The sequence below is a fragment of the Yinghuangia aomiensis genome, assembly GCF_039542225.1.
Taxonomy (GTDB): domain Bacteria; phylum Actinomycetota; class Actinomycetes; order Streptomycetales; family Streptomycetaceae; genus Yinghuangia; species Yinghuangia aomiensis.
The window spans coordinates 41,999-64,982 of record NZ_BAABHS010000020.1; the positions used below are offsets into that span (position 1 = coordinate 41,999).

Sequence of the window (22,984 nt, forward strand, 5' to 3'; positions counted from 1 at the left end):
CCTTCATCCCCATAGCCAGTCGGTTGCCAGGGCGATGAACGCACTTTCCTCGCTTGTTGCCTGCAGTCGGCACATCTCCTTGTGGAACCGCAAGGTCACGCTGGTGACGGGTATAGGCGGCTGCTCCGGAACGGTCATGACAGTCCCGGCAGGCATCTCGAAACACCAAGAGCCCCAAGCGCTCCCCGCAGAGGAGACTTCTGTCGCCTCCCGCCAAGCCAGTTCGGCTCGAAGACCAGAGAACGTGGCGATCGGGATCCATCGGCGGTCGTGGAAGACCGCGTTTCCGCCGCCATCGTGTATGACTTGCCACTGCTGCTCACTGAGAGCGGGAGCATCAGGCGGCTGCGTGAACTGCTGGCGGGACAGGACGGCTTCGTCGTGGCCCCAGGTGTTCGCACCGATGGGGCGGACGTTCAGGATCCGCATGTTCCGCAGGAAAGCCGCTTGAATGGCGTCCCTTGCCGGCTCGCGGCGCGCGCATATGAACGTTGCGGGCCGCCCGTCGAGAGCCGTCGCGCCCGCTTCGGCCGCTAGAGCCTCGACGCGCAGGACGTCGTCCACAGTGACCGTCGCATCGAGCAGCCCCACTTCGATGAGCGCCACCACCCCCTCGTCTCCATCGTCGGTGCGGGCCACCAGTGTGGACCCGCCCGCCAATGTCTCGACCTGCCAGATGTCGTCTTCCGAGATCAGCGCGCGGGCGGCCGCATCGAGGAACTGCCGATGCCCACCATGCTCAGTGTGTGCCACGGCTGGTGAGCGTACGGCGAACCAGTGCATCGCCACCCGCACGCAGTGCGCCGCGAGATGAAGCACGGTGATCCGGCAACTGAGCATGGTGCGTTGGGCAGACGACCCGGCACCGCAGTTGGGGACACCCTCCGATCCGGGGGGCGGGATCCGTGGCCGGCGTGGCACCGCAGGAGCATGATGGTTCAACGTTCCGGTGTCGAAGGTGGCAGCCAACTGCCGCTGCGCGCAGCGTTCGTGACGGCTGCGGCTTTGGTGCAACCTTGTGGTTTTCACGCTTCCACAAGGCTGCTGGCGGGTGCTTCTGAGGCGCCTGGGACGCGGTACGCTGACCCGCAGCACTGATCAAAAACAAAAGAATGCGGCCCCATCGAGCGCCCTTAGGCAAGGCGCGAGGGGCCGCAGTGGCCGAAGGACCTTCGCAGGGTCCGGGCCCGCCGAGCACCTTCCAACGACAAGAGGTGACGACGTGATCTCCAGGGTACCGCTATATCCGCCTCTGCACACAGCACCCCGCCGTGGGTCTGGCAGCTGCACTCACAGCTGCTCGACCTTCGGCGGGGTGTTCGCGTTGCCCGACGGTTCCTCCGCCCGTTCCTCAAGAGAGGGGGCGGGGATGTCATAGGCATCTAAGGGGCGGCGCCCACATGGGCCTTCTTGCCGCCCCAGGTCGCCCGGTCCGGTGACGCCACATCACCTGAACGAGCTTCCATCGCATCTCCGGTAGGCCGCCACAGCCTTCGGAGGGGGTGTCCGACCCGGTGCCACCCGGCTTCGGACCTCTCATTCTCTGGTTCTCCCAAGAACCGACTCGGCACCACACGGGGCTTTGTCGTGCCCTCGTGCGCGTGCACGCGAGAGGACGTGCTTATTTTGCATGCCAAACGCGCGGATGGCCAGCTCTGCTGTATTCGCGTGCCTGATTTCAGCCTGCTTGAAGTGGTCTTCACCCAAACGAGGGTGACCAATTTCACCAACGAGTCGACCGGATCAACCCGAGTCGCCCCTCGATCGAGTACGGCCGGCCTCGGCCATCCGACGGCCCGACGGCGGCGCGGCGAGGCGGAGTCGTGAGCATCGTTGCGACGGTGTCCGCCGTCGAATTGCCGAAGCGTCAGCCCGCGTTTGCCGAGCCGTCAGTTGGTGTGCGGACGCAGCGTGTTCGGGTGCCGTGGCGCTTGGTCGAATCGGCCCTGCTGCCGGATGTGGCGTTGTCGGTGTACGTGAAGGTGGCAGCGCTGGGAGTGCGGCCTGAGGGGTGTGAGGCGCGGACGGAGACGATCGCCAAGTACTTGGGGTTGTCGAGGGCATCAGTGGAGCGGGGGCTTTTGGTGCTGTCCCGGCAAGGGGCGGACGGCGTGACCGAGCTGGTGACGGTTCGGCGAACCCATGCGGGTGGGCGGGGTGCATCAGCGGTGCGTCGTGTGCGGCCGGTGTGCGCAGGCGAGCGGTTCGTGTGGGTACCGGTGGCGGCGGCAGAAGATCTGACGCCGCGGCAGCTGCGGGCTTATGCGGCGCTGGCGTACGCGGTGCGGATGCAGATTCCTTTGACCGTGGGGGAGTTGGCCGGATATCTGCGGCACCACTCGGGGAGGAGGGCCGGACTCGCTGTGACGGCGGACGCGGCGGGCCGAGTTGTCGACGAGGTGGAGGCGGCGGGCTGGGTGACGGTGAGGCGGCGGTGCGGCTTGAACGGCCGCCACCAGTTCGCCGTCCACAACGTCGCAAACCAGGTGCCTCCCGCCGAGTCGGCTGGCAGGGTGGCCGCCTACGAGGCGCCGACCCTGGCAGCGGAGGGACTTCAAGAGCGCCCAGCCGAGGATCCCTGCAAGCCTGTGGGCCAGGTCTCCTCGGCTCCGGACCGTTCCTGCGTCGGTGAGGGATCGGGTTCCGGGGTTGGTGAGGGATCCCTCGCGTACAAGGAATCACCTAGGACTGACTCACCAGAGGACGTACCGCCGCTCTTCCCACCCGCCGTAGGCGAAACCCAGGTAGTAGGTGGGGGCAGCAGCGCACGTGCGGGCGAGCGGCAAGCTCCGCACGCTTGCGGGAGTTCCGACGGAAGCGGCGCGCTGCGCGCGGAGGGGAACCCCACACCGGTCCGTGCTCGAACGGGGAATCGCAGCGGCTCGTCGAGGCATGGACATACGGGCGGGCCGGCCTTCGGCCGTGAGGTGTTTGCGGTGTTGGAGCCGGTGCGTGGGCTGCTGAACCGAGTGCACAGTCATTTCGTGCTGCGCAAGATCGGCCGTGCGGTGGCGGAACAGCTGGATGACGGCGTGGAGCCCGCCCGATTGCGACACCGGCTTCTCACACGATTTGGCGCAGTCGCGCCTTCGGAGATCCGTGACCCGGGCCGGTGGCTGCTGGGCGTCGCGCTGCCTCGGTGGGGTTGCGGCCTCTGGGACTGCGAAACCGGCGTGATGTGGTCGACTGGGCGCCCGTGCGAGGTGTGTGCCGACGTCGTTGCCGGTCGTGCGGCCAAGCGGTTTCAGTCGAGTCTTCCGGACTACGCGCCCGGATCCGCACCCGAGTCGCCGGCGAAGCCTGCCTCCCATGACCACAGGCGGTTCGTCGTCCACGGGGACCGCCTTGGCTCACCCGACAGGCTCAGTGCGTTGCCTGACGGGCTGCCGCGGGGGACATGTGGTGACTGCGGTGCCCGGATCTTCCTGGTCGGTCCTGCTGTAGGTGACATGCTGTGTCGGGTCTGTCGGGCGGAGCACGACGACACGCTGCAAGTGCAACGGTCGGCAGTGCCTGCGGTTCCCCAGTCGCGACGGACCATGGCGTGGGACTGCCATCTGGCAGAGCTGGCGTGTCGACCGCTGGCCGACGACGCGGATTCCGCGCGCCGCCCGCTTCACGTCAAAGCCAACGCAACGTCAGGAACCTTTCCCACCGTCCCTCTGTCTCCGTCCGATAGCGGAGGGGGAGCTTCGGGCGGGATGCGCGTCCGCACGCGAACGCCGAGCCCGATGTGGGACGACTTCGCGTCCGTGCCGCAGAGCACGGCGCGTCGCGTCAAGAGCCCGGATGCACAGTGATTTTCTGTAGTGCGGGCGCGGGCTGGAGCCCGTTCTTCGACTCTGGTTCGGTGGGAGAGACGGTTTGGACAGCTCGATCGGTCCCGTCTTGCGTGTTGCGTTCGCGTCAACGTGGCTGCACCGCGAGGTTGTCGGCCGAGTCCGTGTCGCCGTTCGGGCCTGGCTCGAGAGCTACGACGGTGTGGATCTCGCGGCGTTCGAGGCGGGCATGTGCGATGTCGGCGCCGACTTGATGGTGCTCTGCGACGACGGGTTGTCTCCTGGGGGAGTGCTGACGCACCGCTGGCGGATCCGCCGGGCTGCGCGCGGCGGCCTAGAGCTGACCGTGGTGATCAGTACCGTCGAGCTGGGGGAGACGTGGGTCCTCGTCGAATGTAGGGGCCTCGGAACCGGCACTGATGGCGTCTGCGACACGGCCCGGGACGGTGCACAACGCCACGGGGAGCCAGGAGCGTTCGTACGGGGGTTGTTGGAGCGCGTGGAGGCGTACGACGGTGCCGCACGTCTGACACTGCTGCCTCAGACAGTCTTGGACGCCACCGGCGCGACGGAACTCGCCGAGGTGATCCGGGACCCGCGACGGCGTCTTCCGGTGGTGGTGATGGCCGAGGCGGTGACGGTGCGCCGTGCGGCATGGGAGGCCGCAGTGGTTCGCCTGGCACACACCGCGGCGGGCGCGGCGTCGATGTTCGTGCTCATGCCGCAGGCGCTCAGGACCTTCTCGCGGCTTACCGGTGGTGATGTGGCGCGGGCGTGTGGTGATGACGCCGCACTGGTCTATCTGCCGAGGGTGGGCGCCCGTCACGCTGGCAGCCGATTGCTGCCCGATGGGGAACTCCATCTCTGCGGTGACAGCCAAGACGCCCCGGACGGATGCCTCCCGGTCGAATGCGACGGCGGGGACGGAACGAATCTGTTCACGCCTCAAGGCCTTCGGGTCGCAGGAAGCAGGACCCGGCTTCCCGAGCACCTCGTCGGGATCCCCAGCCTGCTGTACAGCGGACGGGAGGGGGACGCGAACTTCGACGACATCGGTGTCGTGCGTCTCCTGCTCGGCGAAGCCGACAGCCGCGCCCACGTCGCCGAACAGCGAGCCGCCGCACTGGAGCTGCGCTTGGCGACTCTCGAACGGCGACTCACCCGGAACTGACAACGGGCGCCGGTACCAAGATGGATTGCCCGAGCCGTCAGCCGGTTGCTTCCGTCGGTCGGCAGTTCGACAGACCCGGATGTTCGCTCCGCGCCCACCATTGGTCGGCCGCGTCATGAGCCGCACTGCGTAGACTCACTGCGGATCGAAGCCGGCCCCGGTGGACGATTGGCGCCAACTCCGATGACGGAAGCGGCAGGACTGCCCCGTGCAAGCGGGGATTGCTCCACCGAGCTGAGCTGTACTGCTGACGGCACCGGTTCGGCCCCGCAACGCAGGGATGGGAAGCGGCCCGGCTTTACGGCCGTAAAGATTCAGCGCGCCGTCGGCAAGTCGGGCATCACCGACGGAAGTCGAATCCTCGGCGGCGGTCGGCGGACTTTACGGCCGTAAAGCTCGCGCAGAGCCAGCCGCGTGCTGGCCCGGACCAGGTTCGGGCCAGACAAGTCGGGTTTGTCACTGGCGCGTCGCTGGCAACGAATTGTCGATCTCTGAGAAGCTTCGCCTGCCCGAAGTACCGGAACCCACGGGAAGCATACGGAGCAGATGACTTCAAGCGTCTACGTCGTGTCCATCGACCCCCAGGCATCGACCGTCTGGTGGGCCGACCGCATCACCGACCTCCCCTTCGACTTCAGCCAAGAACACGAGACCCCGGAGAACCTCAAGGTGCTTCAGGACCTCCCGGCCAAAGTCCACGTCGTGTGCAATCAAAAGGGCGGCGTTGGGAAGACGACAAGCACCCTCAACCTCGGTGCCGTGGTATCGAACGTCTTGAACGGCCAAAACCGCGGCCTCCAACACGTGTTCATCGACACGCCCGGCAGCCTGCAGGACGAGAACCTCCTGCTGAAGGCGCTCGCGGTCGCCGATGACGTGATCGTGCCGATGCCACCTGAGCCCCTGGCCTTCGACCCCACGGCGCGCACGATCGAGAAGGTCGTACAGCCGACCGGGCTCCCGTACCGCGTGGTCATCAACAACTGGGACCCCCGGGACGGCGTCGTCGACTTGGAACAGACCAAGGAGTACATCGACGCCAAGGCCTGGCCACGCGCTCAGACGGTGCTGCGCCGATACAAGGTCCACACGCGCGCGGCCGCCGAAGGCCAAGTGGTCACGCAGTACCCGAAGAACCGTGTCGCGATGGAAGCACGCGAGGACTTCTTCCGCCTGGCCCTCGAACTCGGCTACGGAGGCCAGTCCTGATGGCCGGTCAGCGCACAAGCCTTGCGTCCCTCGCCGGAAAGAAGGTCGAGGACGTCCCCGGGCGCGACGCGGTCACGCTGCTGACGCTGCCGCTCAGCGCCGTGGCACCTACGCCGTTGAACCCACGGACCCATTTCGGTACGGCCACCGAACTGGCAGAACTCGCGTCGAGTATGAGGCGCCGACAGCTTCAACCAATCGTGGTTGTCACCCGTACCCTCTACCTCAAGCACTTCCCCGAACACGACCGCATCGTCGGTTCCGAACAGACCAGCTACGTCATCGCTGTCGGCGAGCGACGGTTCCGTGCGGCGTGTGCGGCCGGCCACGCCACCATCGAAGCGGCGATCCGCGACGAGGTCATCGCCACGCGGCAGGACTTCGTTGATGCGGTCTTGTCCGAGAACCTCGACCGCAAGAACTTCGACCCGATCGAAGAAGCCCACGCCATCAACCTTCTGGTCCAGGAGTTCGGCTCAGCCCGCGCTGCTGCCGCGCACCGCGACAAGAAGGAAAGCTGGGTATCCCAGCGGCGTTCCCTGCTGCGCCTGGCCGGCCCGATCCAGGACCTGGTCCGCACGAAGCAGATGCCCGTTGAAGCAGCGCGGAGTCTCGCCAAGGCCGTGAAGGACCACCAGCTGGACGCACAGCAGCAGCTCGACTGGTGGGCAGCCAAGCAATTGGCGGTTGCATCGGCACGCGACACCGTCCTGGCGCCGGAGTCCGAGGCGTCCGACGCGGCTACGCCGCCTGGCACGCACCAAGGCACGGAGCCCCGGGCGCTGCCGGATTCGTCGACCGCGGATCAGAAGGTTGAACCAGCGTCGGCTCCGCGAGGCGGGAAGCCTCGTGGAGCGGTGGGTGGCACGGGCGACAAGCGAGGGCAGGTGCCTCATCAGGCTGCCCCGCAACGGGCCCCGGGGGGCTCGCCGGAGGTCACCGTGTTCAGCGTGTCGACCAGGAGCCCAAAGGAGCTGGCGGCTGCACTGGCTGCCGAGTTGTCCGCCGAGGACCTGGTCGCGCTGATTGAGGAACTTCACACACACGTCTGAGCTGTGCCAGTTCACCGGGGAATCGCCGCAGGCCCTGTCCCATCCTCGCGTGGGCGGGGCCTGCCGCGTGTCCTGCCAAGTCTGCGGTGCGAGCGGGCTGTACGTCAGGGCTGGCTATGGCCGCGGTCTCAGGTCCAGGGCCGATCTTTACGGCCGTAAAGTCGCCGACTCGCGACAGTGATGCCGTTCAATCGATGACGCAGCACATGTAGAACTTTACGGCCGTAAAGACGCCGAGGTTTGGTGATCGCGGTGGTGGCGGTGATGGGCCCGGCCGCCCAGCTGTCAGAGCCCAGGCGGAAGGCCGGTTGCGTTCACGAACGCGTTGTATGCCGCTGGACGATGAAGCCCGCCATCGGGTCGAAACCGGTGATGGTCGCTCCGTCCGCGAGGAGGCCACCGAGGACATCCCGCACCGCGTGGCGCCATTCCCGAGCCGCTGAGGGGTTGCGCACCCGCAAGGCGGCGATGTCGTCGGGAATGTCCACCAGAACGGTGGCGGCGTCCGTCGGGCGGACCAGTGGGAGGTCGCCGACCGCCGCGATCGCGACTTGCGCGTCCCCCGGGGCCGTGCGCAAGATCGGGACGCCGAGTGCGGCAGCCGATGCCTTTGGGCCGGTCAGGCACCAGTTCATGAGAAGGCGGTCGGTCTCGTCGTGCTGGTTGACCGCGTCGTCGACGTTCCCGTAGAAGTTGACCCGGTAGCCTTCCGGTCGCGCTCCCAACTTCACCATGTTGAAGTACGTGTTGCGCCGGATCAGTGGGTCATAGGTCCACGTGATCCGACTCAACCCGCGTTCGACGGCCCATGTGCGCTGGTGCTGCTTGAGCGCGAATCCGACCCCACCGTCCACGATCGTCGCCGTGACGTGTGAGTGCAGTACCTCGCCGATCGGCGCTCCGAAGAACGCGACCGACGCGCCCACCATCGCATTCCCGAGGTACGCCCCCACGACGTAGTTCTCCGTGTGCGCCAACGCGTGCAACTGTGCGACGACAACCGGCTCCTCACCCGGTTCGGGTTGCCACACTCGGTTGAAGAGGACGTACATGTCTGCGAATTCGTCCAACGTGTGAAGCTCTCGAATGATCAGGTCTGGCGGCTGCATCAAACTCGTCGACTCCATGTCGGATCCTCAGGCCCGCGGTGACCATGTCTGCCATTGCGCGTCAATCTATGTCGAAGCGCTAGGTCCGCCCCGCGACCGGCCAGGAAACGCGAGCCACTCGCGCCGCAAGCGCGCCCGGACGCGGCAACAGGCCGATGTTCTCGATGTCAGTCATCCCGTGGCCGCGAGAACGTCACAGCAGGGGCTGATGACCGTTCACAACAGGATGGGGCCAAGAGCCGCGGCAGTCTCGGCGAGCGCGCGAATAGCGGGGTTGTCGACCCCGGAGCGCCACGTCAATGCCCATGCGAGGTCGGGCGCGTCGCGGAGTGGTAGGAACACGACGCCCGGCGGCTTGTTGTAGCGTGCGGCGATCTCGCCGAGCGGATGGACGCACTGTCCGGAAGCGACCAGCGAGAGGATCTCGTGGAAGGTCTGCGCCGTGGGCCCGCGTGGGATGCGGCGCCCGAGGGGCGTACGCAACGGAATCATGGACGAGACCCAGTACTCGGGGATCCCTGGCCCCAAGTCGACGACGCGGTTGTCAGCCAGGTCCTCCAAAGTCGCGCTGCCGCGCCGAGCCAGCGGATGGTCCGCCGACACGGCCAGCACGCGACCACCGGTAAGCACGGTGGGACCGACCGTGAGGTCCGGTTCGACGACGGGCAACCAGAGCACCTGCACGTCGTGTTCGTCGGCCCGCAGGGCAGTGAATGCATTGCTGCCCACGATCTCGGCGAACCGGATGTCGCCGCCGGGGTAGTGGACGCGGAACGCATCAACGAGGAAACGCAGTTCGTAGGCGGCATGGCCGAAGACACCGACCCTCAAGGCGCGGTTCACTCTGGAGCCGGCGGCTTCGGCGCGGGCGAGCCCGGCATGAAGCAGGTCGAGAGCCTGCTGCAGGTCTTCGCGCAGGCGCCGCCCGACGGGAGTCAGGGCCACACGTCGACTGGTCCGGTCGAACAGAGTGACGCCGAGACGTCGCTCCTGGGCGCGGATGGCCTGACTAACCCGCGCCTGGGACACGTTGAGCCGTTCGGCGGTGCGGCTGAAGTGCAGCTCCTCCGCCAGGGTCAGGAAGATTTCGATGTCGCGTAGCTCCACGATAACTCCCAGGTTATGAAAGCCACTGCGGACTCTACATTGTTCTCGGCGAGACTTGCCTCGATGCTCGATAGATCAGTGACGAGCAGGCGAACGGTGACAGGTGACGGGACAAAAAGGCCCACCCAGGGTCCTCGCCAGTGCATCAGCGATGGTCCGGGTCTCGGCCATGGGCGCTCTATGTATGGCGCGGCGACCCGGGGCACCGCACGGTTGCTTGCCTCCTGCGAACCTGAGCGCCCACCCACGACGCCCGGCAGCCAAACCGGCGAACAACCTTCACCAAGGCCAGGAGCACCAGGCATGACCGACGCCATCACGCGCGACGAGCTGACCGGCGACTACGCGCTCGACACCGCCAGCAGCCGGATCGGCTTCGTGGCCCGGCACACTGTCGGTCCCAAGGTGCGCGGCTACTTCGAGGAGTTCGCGGGCGGCGTGAGCTTGGACGGCGGTGATCCGTCGGCCTCCGCTGTCTCCCTGGCCATCCGGGCCAGGAGTGTCCGTACCCACAACGGGCTGCGCGACAAGCTGGTGCGCGGCAAATTCCTCGACCAGAGTGCCCACCCAGACATCAGTTTCCGTTCGACCAGCACGCGGCAGATCGGCGCGCGAGACTTCGAACTCGCCGGCGATCTGACCATTCGCGGTGTGACCGGGCGGGTCACGCTTGCTCTGAACCAGGTCGATATCGAGCCTGACGAGCAGGGCGATATCCGCATCAGGTTCACGGGCCAAGCCGTGATCAACCGCAAGAACTGGCGTGTCCAGTGGATCGCCGCCGCCGGGATGGTCGCGCGTGACGTGGCGGTGGAGTTCGACGTTGTCGTGGTCCGGCGCGCATGACATGTCGCGGCGTGACGGACACGGACAGGGGGCCGGGTTCGACGTAGCGCGGGCATTGCGGAAGGACCGGGTGGAGGCGTCTTCATCCACCCAGACGGCGAAGGCCAGGCAAAGCGGCCGCAGACAGCCGCGCGCCGACAATGCCACCTCGTTGTGGCACCCCTCGATCCAATTCCCCTTCCGCCCCCTTGGCGCAGTCCGCGGATGGGTCGGTCGCGGACGAGGCACGTAGCGTCGCCGCCGCACGTGCCCACGGCGCACTGGTCGTCGCCCATGGAACACAGTCGGTGGGATGGTTGCCCGTCGATGCGTCCCGGTACGACGTCCTCGTCGCGAGCCGCTGCAAGTGGCTGATGAGCCCGCGCGGCAGCGCGTACGCGTATCTGGCACCGGACGTGCGCGACCGCTTCGTGCCCGTCGCAACAGATTGGTTCGCCGCCGCGGACCGGCCGACGGCGTTCTACTGCGCTCCGTTGCGGCTCACGGACGACGCACGACGGCTCGACACATCGCCCGCGTGGATCGCGTGGCCGGGCGCCGCCCCCGGTCCTCGAACTCCTCCACGAGATCGGCATCGAGTGTATCCACGAGCACAACGTCGCCCGGGCCAACCGCCTCGTGGCCCGGCTCGGCCGCCCACCCGGAAACACCGCCATCATCGTCCTCGAGGCGGTCGGCGCCGACGAAGCTTTCCGCCCGGCCGGAATCCGCGCCTCCGTCAGCGGCGGCGGAGTCCCCACGTCGTTCCGCCTGTACAACACCGAGGACGACGTCGACAACGAAGCTGAGGCACTCCTCGCCTTCGCGGAACGGCCGCCGGGCGAGGTGGAGGCGCGAACCAGCCAACGGCAGCGGGTCGTAACGGGACGGCGCATCATCACGCCGCACAGGCGGCCTGACTGAGCAATCGGACGGGATATCCGGGCGGTGTTGCGGCAGTCATCAGGGATGTCGCAGCCCACGTCAGCAACGATTCGACGTGTCGGATCCGCTGTTCGTAGTCCTGCGCGTGCCGGCGGGCTCGCAAGAGCCGGGCCAGGCTTGTCCCGATGACCCAAGGGCGGGGCAGGACGATGAACCCGACCGCGTCCTGGGACGGTCGACCGTGGTCAGCGTCAAGCCGAGCTACTTCGCTCACGCAGCCGCGATACGCCGTCGCGGAAAGGATTCGCCAACGGCCGCGATGTCACGCACTGCTGCGCTGTCTCGTCGAGTGGGTGCGGGGGCTGCGAACAGGGAGCCTACACGTGACCTTCCAGCATTCGAACTGCTCGAACATGCAGCCTGTCGCCACAGAGCTGCCCACGGCAGAACCGGCCACACCCGACCGTCGCACCGTCGTTCGTGCCCTGTCCCGGCTCCGCTCCGCGGAAGGGCAAGCCGATCCGTTCCCCGTCTACGCCGAACTGCGTGCCCTCGGCGATGTCGTTCCCGCGCCGTGGGGTGCCTACTTCGTCACGAGGTTCCGTACGGTGAACCACGTGTTGCGCGATCCGGCCTGGGGCGCTCTGGACGAGGAATGGCGTGCGGGGCAGGGGAGCAGCAGCCGGTGGGCGAATCCCGCAGCGCATGAGATAGCCCGGACCCTCACCGCGCTCAATCCACCCGAGCACACCCGCCAGCGCCGGTCGATAGGCAACATCTTCGATCGCCCGACGGTCGCGGCCATGCGCCCTCATGTGCGTCGCACGGCCGGACAACTCGTCGACGACTTCTTGCACGCCGCACGGAATGACGGTGTCGCCGACTTCTCGGAGATGGTCAGCGAACGGCTTCCGGCCATGGCTCTGTCGGAGTGGCTGGGGCTGCCCAAAGAGGGATCGGAGCAGGTACAGGCACTCACCCATCGGTACATGTACGCCCAGGAGCTCTTGCCTACCGAAAGGCAGACGGCGGATGCAGGCACCGCAGCCGCGGAACTACGCGAGTATTTCGAAGGCCTCGTCGCGGAGCGGCGGCGCCGGCCGGGAGCCGATCTCGTGTCGTCGTGGCTGCGTACCTGGGACGCGCTCGCACTCGGCGATCGCGCCAAAGCCGACGAAGTCGTTTCGTGTCTCGCCAACTTTATCGCGACCGCGTCGCTTGAGACGGCATCCACCTTGCTGTCGACAACCGTCTGGTCTATGCTGCGTCATCCGGAGCAGCTGGCCCTGGCTGCCGCGGACAGGGCTCGTGTGCCGGACGCCGTCGAAGAGGTATTGCGGTACGACCCGTCGATCCATGTGGTGAGCCGGGTTGCGCGGGAGGACACGATTCTGTCGGGAGTGCGTATTGCGAAGGGCCAGCTCGTGCACACACTGCCCGCATGTGCGAACCACGACCCCACCATGACACCGGATGCCGACAGGTTCGACATCTCGCGGCGCGGGCGGAACGTGTCGTTCGGCGGGGGCTTTCACTACTGCGTAGGGGCATCTTTTGCGCGCCTTGAGGCGGCTTGCGTGCTGGAGGCCCTGCTGGAGCGGCGGGCCCCGCTACGCCTCGACGGTGCCGACGCGGTGCGTTGGGAGCCGCGCCTGGCGTTCCGGCGCATGCTCGAACTACGGCTGGCCTGGGCGCCCGACGGAGACGGCGGGGCAGCACGACAGGGACCCGAGAGCACGCGGGGAAGCCGGGTCGAACCGCTTCCCGATCGCTGTGGCTTTGGTAGCCCAGTGACCAGTCAGGCCTGCACATCGGCGAGCGTGTCGTTCAGTCCCTGCGGTCCTTCAAGGACGTCGTAAGCAGTGCCGCGTCGAGCAGGCCCATATCTGCCAACCGGTTCGCCGCGCTGTACGCGCCCAGCATCGCTTTGGTCGTGTACAGCGCGTGCGGCGAGCACCGGACGATCGGTCGGACCCACCGTTCCACCGCCTTGTCCAGCGTTTCCTCCGACACCACCCGGTGCAGCACGGAAAGCCGTTCCGCCGTCACGGCGTCCACGGCCTGGCCCGTCAGAAGAAGCTCGCGCGTGCGGGCCGCGCCGATCTCGCCGACAAGCCGCGCCATCGCACCGCCCCACGCCGCGGGCAACCCGAACGCGAGCTCGGGCAGGCGGAACACGGCATCGGGAGTCCCCACCCGCAGGTCGCAGTGCAGCGCGAGGGCGAAGCCGGCGCCGTGCGCGCGCCCGTGGATGCGAGCAATCGTTACTGCGGGGTGTGAGGCGATTGCGTCGCACAGGCGTCGTGCTTTGTCGCCGATGCGCCGTTGGTCGAAGCCCGGGTCGTTGCCAGGGGTCGGCTGGGTCAGCTCGTCGCGCGATCCGCCTAGGCAGAAGTCGGGACCCGAACCGGAGAACACCAGTGCACGGACGCGGCGTTCCGCTCGGGCACGGTCGAGTGCGTGCAGCAGCTCGTCCAGCATCTGCTCGTCGATCAGGTTCCCGGTGGCCGGGTCGTCCAGGGTAATGCGCCACGTTGTGGCGTCCGCATGGACCGCGGTCTTCCTGTACTCGCTCAGCGCGTGCTCGGCCTGCATCGGGCGTCTGCTCCCTCGTGCGGGTCACCTGGGATGTGGATTCGGCGAAGAGCGGCCGTATTGCACGGCGATGAGGGCGATGCATTTGCGGCCACGGGCGGCTCCTCCCGTGGAGCCGCCCGTGGCCGTGAGGTCGCGCTGCTAGGAGAGTTCCTGGCCCCAGGCCCAAGTGCCGGTTTGGACAGTGAGGCTGAACTTCAGTGTGGCTGTGCCCCAGCTGGTGTGGTTTATGGGGTCCAGCGTGGCCCATTGTTCGTAGACGCCGGGCTTGAGGTATGCCAGGCAAACCTTGGCGTAATAGTCGTCAGCACCCAGCGTGATGGACCTGTCCGTTACCCACGGGGAACCGCCATTGTTGGACGTGCGCCAATAGTACGTGCCCCCGGGAATCGTCCACCTCAGCGTGGACGTGCAGCTTCCGTCGGTGGTTGCAGGGGTGCTGGTGATGAACGACGTGCGGCTCTGGTTGAAAGTGCCCGTCGCAGACGCCGAGGTGGCGCTGGAAAAGACGGCGGCGCCGGCGAGGGTGGCTGCGCCAAGAGCGAATGCTTGCTTGCGCATGGGATTCCTTTCAGGGGAGCGGCCCCGGTGACCTGCATCAATGGGGCATGTCGGAGGAGCAGCCGCCTGAGCTGCAAAACGACGGTGTCCGTCAATGCAAAGCAAGTTCAGGCGGACCGCGACAGGAATCCGAGGACGGCACGACGACCAGGTACTGACTGCGGACTTGTCGACGGACCGCACGACGACCGCCGGTGCACGTCGTCGGGCACGTTCCCTGGGAACGTGGTCTGTCGGCTCCCTACTCGCGCCCCCGCACTCACTCGACGAGACAGCCCGCCGGATTGTGACATCGGAAATAGGCCAACAGCGAAGGTGGCAACGGCCATGACGAGCGCCCGACCATTTCGCATCCCATCACGCGGCGTACTTATTCCCAAATGTCCGTAGCCGGTGGTCATTTGCGCTCGGCGCCGGTGGTGTCTTCGCCGAACCGGTGGGTGTTGCGGACTCGGACGGCGACGCAGTGCTGCTGCTTTCCGTGTCGTTGGCGGGCAGCGTTCCCGAACGTTGCGGATTCGTCCAGGGCGCCATGTGGCAGTCTTCGAGCTGCCGTCGGTGTCCTTGGGACTCCCCGAGGCATGATCCGGTTCCAAAGCTCACGAGCCCGCGCCCGACGCCGGCGTTGTGAACCAGACGGCGCAACCCGGCGGCACGGACTCCCCGACTCGATCGTCCAATGGTCCTCGCCGGTGGCATTGCTGCGCCTTACGAAGTCTGGGCGATGCCTTGACCCGTGCGATGCGCGGATTTGGGTAACTGGAAGAACGTCCTTTCTGTGTATGGCAGTTGACAACGAGCCAGACGGGCACAGCAACTGTGTCCGGCTTCCTGCGCGCAGCGGATAGGAGCGTTGACAACCGACGAAACGAGGAGCGAACTTGGCACGGGCCTGGCAACTGTCCTTTCGCGCGGGCCCGACCGACTCGACAGAAGGTGGTGCCTTGACGACAGTTGGTGTGGAAGAGGAGTTTCATATCGTCGACCTGAAGATGCGTGATCTGGCGCCCTTCGGTCCCCGGATACTCGAGCGCCTGCCCGGCTCCGCGTTCTCCGCCGAGGCGATGAAGGCCATGATCGAGTCCCGGACGCTCCCGCATACGGAAATGGCTGCGCTGCAGCAGGACCTGGTGACGGCGCGGACGACTTTGGCCGCCGCCGCAGCGGAAGAGGGGTGCGGGGTCATCGCGTCCGGTACCGCGCCGCTCATGCGGGTCGAAGACCCGGTTCGGGCGGATGGCAGCCGGTACATGCGGATCGAGCATACTTACGCAAAACTGTTCCACGAACTGCAGGTCTGTGGTCTGCACGTTCATGTCGGCGTGGAGGACCGCGACCTCGCCGCGCGGGCCCTCGCCTGGATCAACCCCTGGGTTCCGGCGCTGACCGCCCTGACAGCCGGGTCGCCGTACTGGCTCGGACAGGAGACCGGTTACGCGAGCTGGCGGACTTTGGTTTTGAACCGTTTGCCCAGTGCCGGCCCCGCGCCGTACTTCGCGTCGGCAGACGAGTACGACCTGACCGCCGATGCGCTCGTCCGGTCCGGAACCATTCTCGACCGCCGCATGTTGTACTACGACGTTCGCCTGTCCGCTCACCTGCCGACTCTGGAGCTGCGCGCCTGCGACGCCGTTCCGGACGTGTCCACGGCCGTAATGATCGCCGCGCTCTTCCGAGCGCTCGTGGTCCACGCTTGCCGCCGGGCGTCCACCGGCGAACGGCCACCGGATATTCCCGGCCCATGGCTGCGCGCCGCGAGCTGGCGGGCCGCCCGCTCGGGGTTGGAGGGAACCCTCGTCGATCCATTCACGATGGTCGCGGGATCCGCGCACGCCATGGTCGAGGGTCTCATCGGCACCGTCGGGGTTGAATTGGCCGAGTTCGGTGACCTCGACCGGGTCCGCGCCGTTTCTGATGCCCTGTTGGCTGCGGGCTCGTCGGCCAGGCGCCAGCGGACCATCGGTCGCCGCCTGGGACTGACCACGCTGGTAGAGGCACTCATGGCTACGACCAAGGGGCAGCGCACCTCAGCCTTTTCGGCAGAACCGAAGCCTTTGGGCTGATGTGCGCGCGTCGGCCCTGTCTGCGCCGATGCCGACGGCGACCTGGGTCCGGCTTGCAGGTGTCGAGACCATTGTCGTTCGCGCGCACCACCATGCAGCCAGCGTCCCGAGCGTTGCGGGGAGCGGTTGCCGCACGGAGATGCAGCCGGGGCGTGGTTCCAAACCGGGGCTTGCCAGTCAGGGGTGTCGGTGTCATGGATGTGCGGTGTCTTCTCGCACCGCAAGGTGCACGTCGTAACACTTGGCCCCGTACGCGGGGATGGTCCATCGAGTGCCAAGCTGAGCGCGAGTTCGGCGCTATTGGCCCCGCGCGGGGGATAGCCGGAAACGTGATGGGAAGCCGCCGTCGTTGGTCCGCAACCGAGGCAGCCCGGAATCCATCTTGCGGAAGTACACAGCGGCGATCGTGTAGGTGGTGACGACGGGCGTACGCGGTGGCGCCTGCCGCCGTGTTTCGGGGCCTCGAAGTCGGCGGTGCACCGGCGCTTCACCTACGCCCTCGCCTGTTTCCGGCATTGTCGAACCGATGCACGGATCTTGAGTGTTGCTTAAAAACACTTCGTTGCGCGACATGTGGCGTGTAGTGCTGTCGCCTTCCTGGACCCGGTGGCTGTGCTGCTGGTACGCAGCACGGTTCTGGTTCCCGATACCTGCCGTGCGTGGATGTTGTGCCCATCGGGCCCCTGGTTCAATGGGCAGCCGTCGGCCTGTGGACGGTTGATTCCGAAGGTGAGGGCTTGGCGGCAGTGGACCACGAACCGGGGTGGCTTCGCCGTGCCCTGAGGCGAATGCGCCGGGTTGTCGGAAGGAAGCAGGTCGAGCCAGCAGCTCCCAACCCCTGGATTGCCGCGGGGCGGACGGTGCCGGCATCAGGGCCGGACACGGCCGCTTTTGTGGTCGGAGACGTTCCGGCGGCTGAGGCGACGCCGCTCCTCCCGTACGACCCTGATTCTCCGGGGGTGACGCCGGACAATCCGTTCGTCCGTGCAATAATCCATGCCTCGTCCACCGCATTTGTGGAACACCACGCTACGGTAGCCGTGAACGAATCCCATGGCAGGGAGCGCTACCACCACCTGTGCCTGGTCGATTTCGAAGGCATGGATCTGCTGTCCGCAAAGGAACAAGCAATCACCCTCTTGCACGGCGAAATGATTCTGCCCGGTTCGGGATACACCGACCTGCGCCTGGGCAATCCCGATGATTTTCCCGCCAAGAAAACCGAGACCGTGTACGCCAAGACCACCCATGAAGGTCGAATAGTGCTCAATCCCTACTTTTTTGGCTCGGGCCGGAGGAGCACTCTGCTTGAAGCGTTGCAGTGGGACCATCAGCAGCGCCATATCCTCGGCGGAGGAGCGTATGGCGGCACGCCGGTTCTCCTCCATGAGAAGATGCACGCTCTGCTGTTCCATGCGGCCCCGCCAGAGGTCAAGCAAGTGGCCCCGCCGGAGAAGGCGTTGTCCAAAGCGGCCGCGCCTCGGACGGACACGGTGATCATGAATGCCGCGAACGCCGTTGAGGGAAGGGCGGCCCGCTGGATCAAGTCGCAGGCCGAATCCGGGTCGAAGACGGTCCACGGGCAATTGCTCTTCTCAGCGGAGATGAACGTCCCAGACGCGCTTGAGCCGATCGGTCGGTACGCCCACAAAGAAACCGAGCGGTGGCCGGAGGGCGCTCGCCTTACCGTCGGCTACGGAAGCGCCGCGCCGGAGGAGGCCAAGGAGATCTGGGAGTACGCCGTGCCCATGGACGCGCACCGATGGGCGGCTCTCGATCTCCAGGTCTGGAACCTGTACCGCTCACTGGACGCGCTCTACTCGGAGACCGACCCTGGCACAGGGCGGAAACTGGAAGCCTGGGAAGACCTCCGCCACCGGGCCGCCATGATTGCCGTCGCCTCAGGCTTCGGCCATCCTTGGCGGCCTGGCCGTGCCGCTCCGGAACTCAATCCCGTCGTCCACGGCGTCAACCTGCTGCCCCAGGCCGAGCGGGACGCCCTGTCGATATTGCCCACCTGGGTCGGGTTGGGGCGCGGCGGCGGGCGAACCGATCCGGATGTAGACATCATTTAGACCGCGTCCTAGCTGCTATGACACGGCAGCCGTTTGAAGCAGATAAAGGCTGAGGCAAGGGCGGCGAGGACCAGAACAGATCGGATCGGCATTCGTAGCGGAGGGTCAGGCGGCGGTAGCCGGTCAGCCAGGGCATCGTGCGTTTGACGATCCAGCGATGTTGGCCGAGTCGCCCAGGGGGTGTTGAGACCTCTTGCGGGCGTTCAGCACGCCGATCCGCCGCAGCGACGGATTGTTCCAGGCTCTGCCCGCAAGCAGTTCCGCGCCTCCATGGTCTTCCTCGGTGCCGGTCTTGCTGTTCAAGAGCGCTTCGACCAGCGGCCTCAGGCATCTGTTGTCACGGCAGCTGCCAGTTGAGACACCGACAACGAGCCGCAGTCCGACGCGGTTGGACGGGTTGTGCAGTCTGGAACCGAGCTTGCCCCGGTCCACAGGATTCGGACCGGCAAGTTCGCCCCCTTTCTCTACAGACATGGGCTGTGTCGACTAGGACTGGGACAGGTTCACCGGCCCGGCTTCCGCGTGGAGTTTACGCAACCGGAGGTGCAGTCGGCCCCACAGACCGGCGTCCGACCAGATCCGGAACCGGCGATGCACCGTCGACTCCGACGCGCTGAGACACCGCGGCAGATGATGCCACACACGCCCGGTCGTCAGCACGCACCCAATCGCGTCGAACACCGCCTCGTCGTCGATGTTCGCCCTGCCACCGCCCAGTGGGCGGACCCTCGCGGGCGGCAGCTACGACTCCACGACCACCAGCCGCGTCAGGAACGATCCTGCCCCACGCCGAACTCCCCATGAATCAGCGACGAGTTCCCACGCCGGCAGGCGGTTCTTGTCGGGTACTGCCAGTGTCGGTGGTCTGTCCGTCGACCAAGGTGCGCTCAAGGAGCTGTCGGCCGTGGTCTCACCCACACGTTTCGAAGCCGGCCGTCCTGTGGCCTGAGGCTGAGCATGATGGTGAAGCCGTGCTTGGTGTGGAATGCGGCGGAGGCTTCGTTGTTCGGTTCTGCGACCACAGCAGCGACGACGGGCGTCGTGGTCCATCGATCGAGGATGTAGCGGTAGAGCCGTGAACCCACGCCGCTGTCGGCGGCGCCGCGGGACACGCACACCTGCTTGACGACCAAGATCTGGCCAAGTTCCTTCGCGACGTGATGATTGAGCCATTCGTCGGCGTCGAAGTGGAGGTTGCTGTAAGCCAGGACGAACCCGATGACGGTGCCGTTCTCCATCGCTACATGGAAGTGCTCGGCTGCGGACAGCCGAGCACGGTAGACGTGTTCGTCGTATCCGGAGACCAGAAAACCCTCGCGGCGCGCCGTCGCGTCCTCGAGTTGGCTGAGGCTACGCGACCTTGCCAATGCCGCGATGGCGGCCAAGTGAGCTTCGCCGGCTCGCAGGATCTTCATAAGGCAGTACTCGTCTCTCTCCTGGGTCTCCGAACGGCCGGGCGTACATCCGTGGGACGTTGAACGCCCTCTGCGGTAGGAGTTGTCCAAGCGTCCCGTGCTCTACAGCCCTCAACCAGATTGGCACTAGTGACCTGAGTCGTCGTCGGCAGTAGTGGGCGACTTTGTCGAGGATGTCGTCGGCTGTTTTGGTCCAGGTGAAGGGCCGTGGGTGGTCGTTCCAGTCGGCGAGCCAGGTGCGGATGTCGCGTTCGAGGGCTTGGACGGAGCGGTGGACGCCGCGTTTGAGCTTCTTCTGCGTGAGCTCGGCGAACCAGCGCTCGACCAGGTTCAGCCAGGACGACCCGGTCGGGGTGAAGTGCAGGTGGAACCGCGGATGCGCCAGCAGCCAGTTCTTGACCGCGGGGGTCTTGTGGGTGGCGTAGTTGTCCAGGATCAGACCTCGAACCCGGCGGGGACCTCCTTGTCGAGCTTGGTCAGGAACTTCCTGAACTCGGTCGTGCGGTGGCGGCGGCTGACGACGTCGCGGACCTTGTCCACGAAGAACGGGCCCGTGGCCAGCTTGAACGTCTCGGACCGGTACCGCGCCAGCGCGAACGCCCGCCAGATCCTTGAGACCGCCGACTGGGACATCCCGGTCGCCGCCGCCATCGAACGCGTCGACCAGTGCGTCGCGTTCGCCGGCTTCTCCTCCAACGTCTTCACGATCACCCGCTCGACGTCGGCGTCGGTGATCGTCCGGGGGACTCCCGGCCGCGGCTCGTCGGCAAGCCCGTCCGGGCCTCGTTCGAGGAACCGCCGCCGCCAGGTCCGGACGGTGTCCGCGGCAACTCCGAGCCGCCGGGACACCTCCAGGAGCGAGTGCCCGTCGGCGCACTCCAACACGATCCGCGACCGCAGGGCCAACGCCTGGGCCGTCGTGCGGCGACGCACCCAGCCCTCAAGCACCACCCGCTGAGCATCGGACAACACCACCGGCGGAATCTTTGGTCCAGGACGACTTGTTCCTCATGGTCTGTGGCACATAGTGCGGCCGTTGTTGCCGCCGGAGCGGGTGCGTCTGCGGGGCGGTGGGACGCGGAACATCGATGACAAGACAGTGTTCACCGCCCTCGTGTACGTGTTGACGACGGGGTGTGCGTGGTGCGGCATCTGCCGCCGTGTTTCGCGGCGTCGAAGTCGACGGTGCGCCGCCGCTTCACGATCTGGACGCATGCCGGGTTGTGGGACCAGCCGCACCGCAGGCTGCGTGAGCTCCTGGCGGACGGGGGGCTGGTGGACTTGTCCCGGTCCCGGTCGACAGGGCGCGCGTGCGCGCGAAATGGGGGCGAGCTCGCCGGTCCGAGCCCGGTTGACCGGGGCAAGCCCGGCTCCAAGCTGCACGGCCTGTCCGACCGCGCCGGACTGCCGCGCGTCGTCGGGTCCGCCGCGAACTGCCATGACTGCAACGCCCTGAAGCCGCTGGTCGAAACGCTCCTGGCTAAACACGACCCGCACCGCGGACGGCCATGGAAGCCCGGGAAGCTGCATGCGGACAAGGCCTATGACCAGCCGCCACTGCGCAGATGGTTGCGCAGTCGGAGCATCGGCGTGCGGGTCGCCCGCAAAGGCATCGACACCTCGCAAGGCTCCGCCGGCACCGATGGATCATCGAACGCACCATGTCCTGGCTCACCGGATACCGCCGCCTCACCATCCGCTACGAACGCCGATCCGACCTCGCCCTGGCGTTCACCACCCTCGCAGCAGCGCTCATCGGCTTCAAACGGATACGAGGCCACACCACGTCACGGTCTAAGGTGCCTAGCGAGATGGCCAACTCGGCAGTGCGCATTACCGGGGCCAGGAGCGGCCATGTCTCGCGGCTCAGGTGGAGGTGGATTTGCGGGGCTGTCTGCTTGCGGTGCCAGCATGCAACGCTCACCATGGCCCGCCACCTGAGCGGCCAGGACACAAGCAGGCCTCAACTGGCGGCGTCTTCCCACACCTGTCGGCGGATACCACGCATCGTGTAGCGCGGACGCCCGTTCCGGACCGAGGTAAACCGCAGTCCACATGGGGCGATACCGCGATCAGAGTAGCCCGGCGCAGACCGGCCGTGTGCCCCAGCCACTGCCGCACGACCACGTAACAGGCACCCTGCTTGCAGGACTCGGCAGTCCGGCCCCAACGGCGCGGGGTAGTGCTGTGCGTTCGCCACGTGCGACAATCTCACTATGGTGAAGCAAGGAGACGGGTTTTTCTCCAACTGGTTCCCACCGCCGCCAATTTCGCCGAAGGAACAGGAAGAACGGGAAGAGGAGGCGCGTAAGATTGCAGAAAAAGGTGATGCCGACAGGAAGCGCACCGCCGCCGATAAGCTTCGGCAGATGGAGGACGCGATCCGAGCTCACGCGGCAGCATGCGACCTAGCGAAGTCTAATCTTGAAGCCAGCAAACATTCTTTACGGTCGTGGGGGTTGGGCAAAGGCTGACTCTGATTGGTTCCGAGTTGCAATCATCGTGATCTCGCCCCTGTTTGCAGAGCCCAAGGGTCTACCCTCAAGATCGCACCGACAAGGAATGCGGTCGTTATCCCAAGGTGGTTGGGCCGTCAGACAGTTCACGCACCGGACAGCCTGGTGACCGCAGCCGCGCGAGTGCTACTGCGGCCGGAGGTAGACCGACGTCGCTACCGACCACGCCTCAGCGGCGACCACGCGACCGAGCCACGACAGTGGCATCACCACGGCGGCTGGCGACGAAACCACAACCCTGAGCTGCATCCCCTCGCCGGCATTACCGGACTCTGCTGCCATGGGCGACATCGGGGACGAAGACAACAGCACGAATGGCTCTTGTCCAGACCGTCACCGGCGTTTGCCTGTTCCCGGAAGTATTCGTGGGGCCCGCGTTGACCGTGGTCCGATGCTTCTATCGACAGCGGGCTCCAGGTCATCCGGTCGCGCTCCGGCCGATGACGGACAGATGTCGTGCGAGGCGGGGCGGATCGTCGACAGTGCCCTGGTGACAATGCCAGCCGTGGTCCGGGTCAATACGTCCCGGCATGATGACAGATTGACAACGGACGGCGACGGGTCTCCGACGGGGAGCGGTTCGGGGGTGCCGATGCCGTCGCAGATCTCCAGAATTATCCGG

General features: G+C 66.5%; 16 protein-coding genes and 2 pseudogenes. 10 read left to right on the forward strand and 8 right to left on the reverse strand.

Features of this window, described 5'->3' with window-relative positions; translation table 11 throughout:
• Positions 1-3: 3 nt before the first annotated feature.
• Positions 4-753, reverse strand: coding sequence for a hypothetical protein (locus tag ABEA93_RS26060; RefSeq protein ID WP_345678210.1), 750 nt, complete (start codon positions 751-753; stop codon positions 4-6).
• A 3,111-nt stretch (positions 754-3,864) separates the two neighbouring features.
• Here ABEA93_RS26060 and ABEA93_RS26065 point away from each other — a divergent pair.
• The 3 genes from ABEA93_RS26065 to ABEA93_RS26075 all read left to right on the forward strand — a co-directional run bounded on the left by ABEA93_RS26065 (position 3,865) and on the right by ABEA93_RS26075 (position 7,211).
• The gene (locus ABEA93_RS26065) at positions 3,865-4,950 is read left to right on the forward strand and encodes a hypothetical protein (RefSeq protein WP_345678211.1); all 1,086 of its coding nucleotides are present in this window, start codon (positions 3,865-3,867) and stop codon (positions 4,948-4,950) included.
• Positions 4,951-5,496: 546 nt separating this feature from the next.
• Complete coding sequence (locus ABEA93_RS42180) at positions 5,497-6,159, forward strand: ParA family protein (protein ID WP_425585098.1); 663 nt, start codon at positions 5,497-5,499, stop codon at positions 6,157-6,159.
• Entirely contained in the window at positions 6,159-7,211 is a 1,053-nt protein-coding gene (locus ABEA93_RS26075; protein WP_345678212.1) for a ParB/RepB/Spo0J family partition protein, read from the forward strand. Before ABEA93_RS42180 ends, ABEA93_RS26075 begins: the two co-directional genes overlap by 1 nt.
• A gap of 314 nt (positions 7,212-7,525) precedes the next feature.
• On the opposite strand, the gene ABEA93_RS26080 is transcribed toward ABEA93_RS26075, so the two are convergent.
• Both ABEA93_RS26080 and ABEA93_RS26085 read right to left on the reverse strand, forming a co-directional pair.
• Entirely contained in the window at positions 7,526-8,281 is a 756-nt protein-coding gene (locus tag ABEA93_RS26080; protein WP_345678213.1) for a GNAT family N-acetyltransferase, read from the reverse strand.
• A 255-nt stretch (positions 8,282-8,536) separates the two neighbouring features.
• Complete coding sequence (locus ABEA93_RS26085) at positions 8,537-9,427, reverse strand: LysR family transcriptional regulator (RefSeq protein ID WP_345678214.1); 891 nt, start codon at positions 9,425-9,427, stop codon at positions 8,537-8,539.
• A gap of 303 nt (positions 9,428-9,730) precedes the next feature.
• Between ABEA93_RS26085 and ABEA93_RS26090 the strand changes: the two genes are divergently transcribed.
• The 3 genes from ABEA93_RS26090 (at position 9,731) to ABEA93_RS26100 (ending at position 12,996) form a co-directional block, all read left to right on the forward strand.
• A complete protein-coding gene (locus ABEA93_RS26090; protein WP_345678215.1) occupies positions 9,731-10,273 on the forward strand; it encodes a YceI family protein in 543 nt (180 codons plus the stop codon).
• A 618-nt stretch (positions 10,274-10,891) separates the two neighbouring features.
• On the forward strand, positions 10,892-11,176 hold the full coding sequence (locus ABEA93_RS26095) for a hypothetical protein (protein WP_345678216.1): 285 nt from the start codon (positions 10,892-10,894) through the stop codon (positions 11,174-11,176).
• Between the two features lie 344 nt (positions 11,177-11,520).
• A complete protein-coding gene (locus tag ABEA93_RS26100; protein WP_345678217.1) occupies positions 11,521-12,996 on the forward strand; it encodes a cytochrome P450 in 1,476 nt (491 codons plus the stop codon).
• Here ABEA93_RS26100 and ABEA93_RS26105 read toward each other — a convergent pair.
• Both ABEA93_RS26105 and ABEA93_RS26110 read right to left on the reverse strand, forming a co-directional pair.
• Positions 12,965-13,732: an enoyl-CoA hydratase/isomerase family protein gene (locus tag ABEA93_RS26105; RefSeq protein ID WP_345678218.1), complete on the reverse strand. Its 768-nt coding sequence runs from the start codon at positions 13,730-13,732 to the stop codon at positions 12,965-12,967. The genes ABEA93_RS26100 and ABEA93_RS26105 overlap by 32 nt on opposite strands.
• Positions 13,733-13,873: 141 nt before the next feature.
• Entirely contained in the window at positions 13,874-14,293 is a 420-nt protein-coding gene (locus tag ABEA93_RS26110) for a hypothetical protein (protein WP_345678219.1), read from the reverse strand.
• Positions 14,294-15,237: 944 nt separating this feature from the next.
• On the opposite strand from ABEA93_RS26110, the gene ABEA93_RS26115 reads away from it, so the two are divergent.
• Entirely contained in the window at positions 15,238-16,356 is a 1,119-nt protein-coding gene (locus ABEA93_RS26115; RefSeq protein WP_345678220.1) for a carboxylate-amine ligase, read from the forward strand.
• Positions 16,357-17,396: 1,040 nt separating this feature from the next.
• Positions 17,397-18,431: a hypothetical protein gene (locus ABEA93_RS26120; protein WP_345678221.1), complete on the forward strand. Its 1,035-nt coding sequence runs from the start codon at positions 17,397-17,399 to the stop codon at positions 18,429-18,431.
• Positions 18,432-18,917: 486 nt separating this feature from the next.
• On the opposite strand, the gene ABEA93_RS42185 is transcribed toward ABEA93_RS26120, so the two are convergent.
• From ABEA93_RS42185 to ABEA93_RS26135, 3 genes and pseudogenes are all read right to left on the reverse strand, one after another.
• Complete coding sequence (locus ABEA93_RS42185) at positions 18,918-19,172, reverse strand: transposase (RefSeq protein ID WP_425585104.1); 255 nt, start codon at positions 19,170-19,172, stop codon at positions 18,918-18,920.
• A gap of 146 nt (positions 19,173-19,318) precedes the next feature.
• Positions 19,319-19,846, reverse strand: a complete 528-nt coding sequence (locus ABEA93_RS26130) for a GNAT family N-acetyltransferase (protein ID WP_345678222.1) — start codon at positions 19,844-19,846, stop codon at positions 19,319-19,321.
• Between the two features lie 142 nt (positions 19,847-19,988).
• Positions 19,989-20,830: pseudogene (locus ABEA93_RS26135) on the reverse strand (helix-turn-helix domain-containing protein); the annotation flags it as partial.
• Here ABEA93_RS26135 and ABEA93_RS26140 point away from each other — a divergent pair.
• A pseudogene (locus ABEA93_RS26140) lies at positions 20,829-21,633 on the forward strand (IS5 family transposase); the annotation flags it as partial. The pseudogenes ABEA93_RS26135 and ABEA93_RS26140 sit on opposite strands and share 2 nt — an antisense overlap.
• A 429-nt stretch (positions 21,634-22,062) precedes the next feature.
• Complete coding sequence (locus ABEA93_RS26145) at positions 22,063-22,320, forward strand: hypothetical protein (protein WP_345678223.1); 258 nt, start codon at positions 22,063-22,065, stop codon at positions 22,318-22,320.
• The last annotated feature ends 664 nt before the right edge of the window (positions 22,321-22,984 follow it).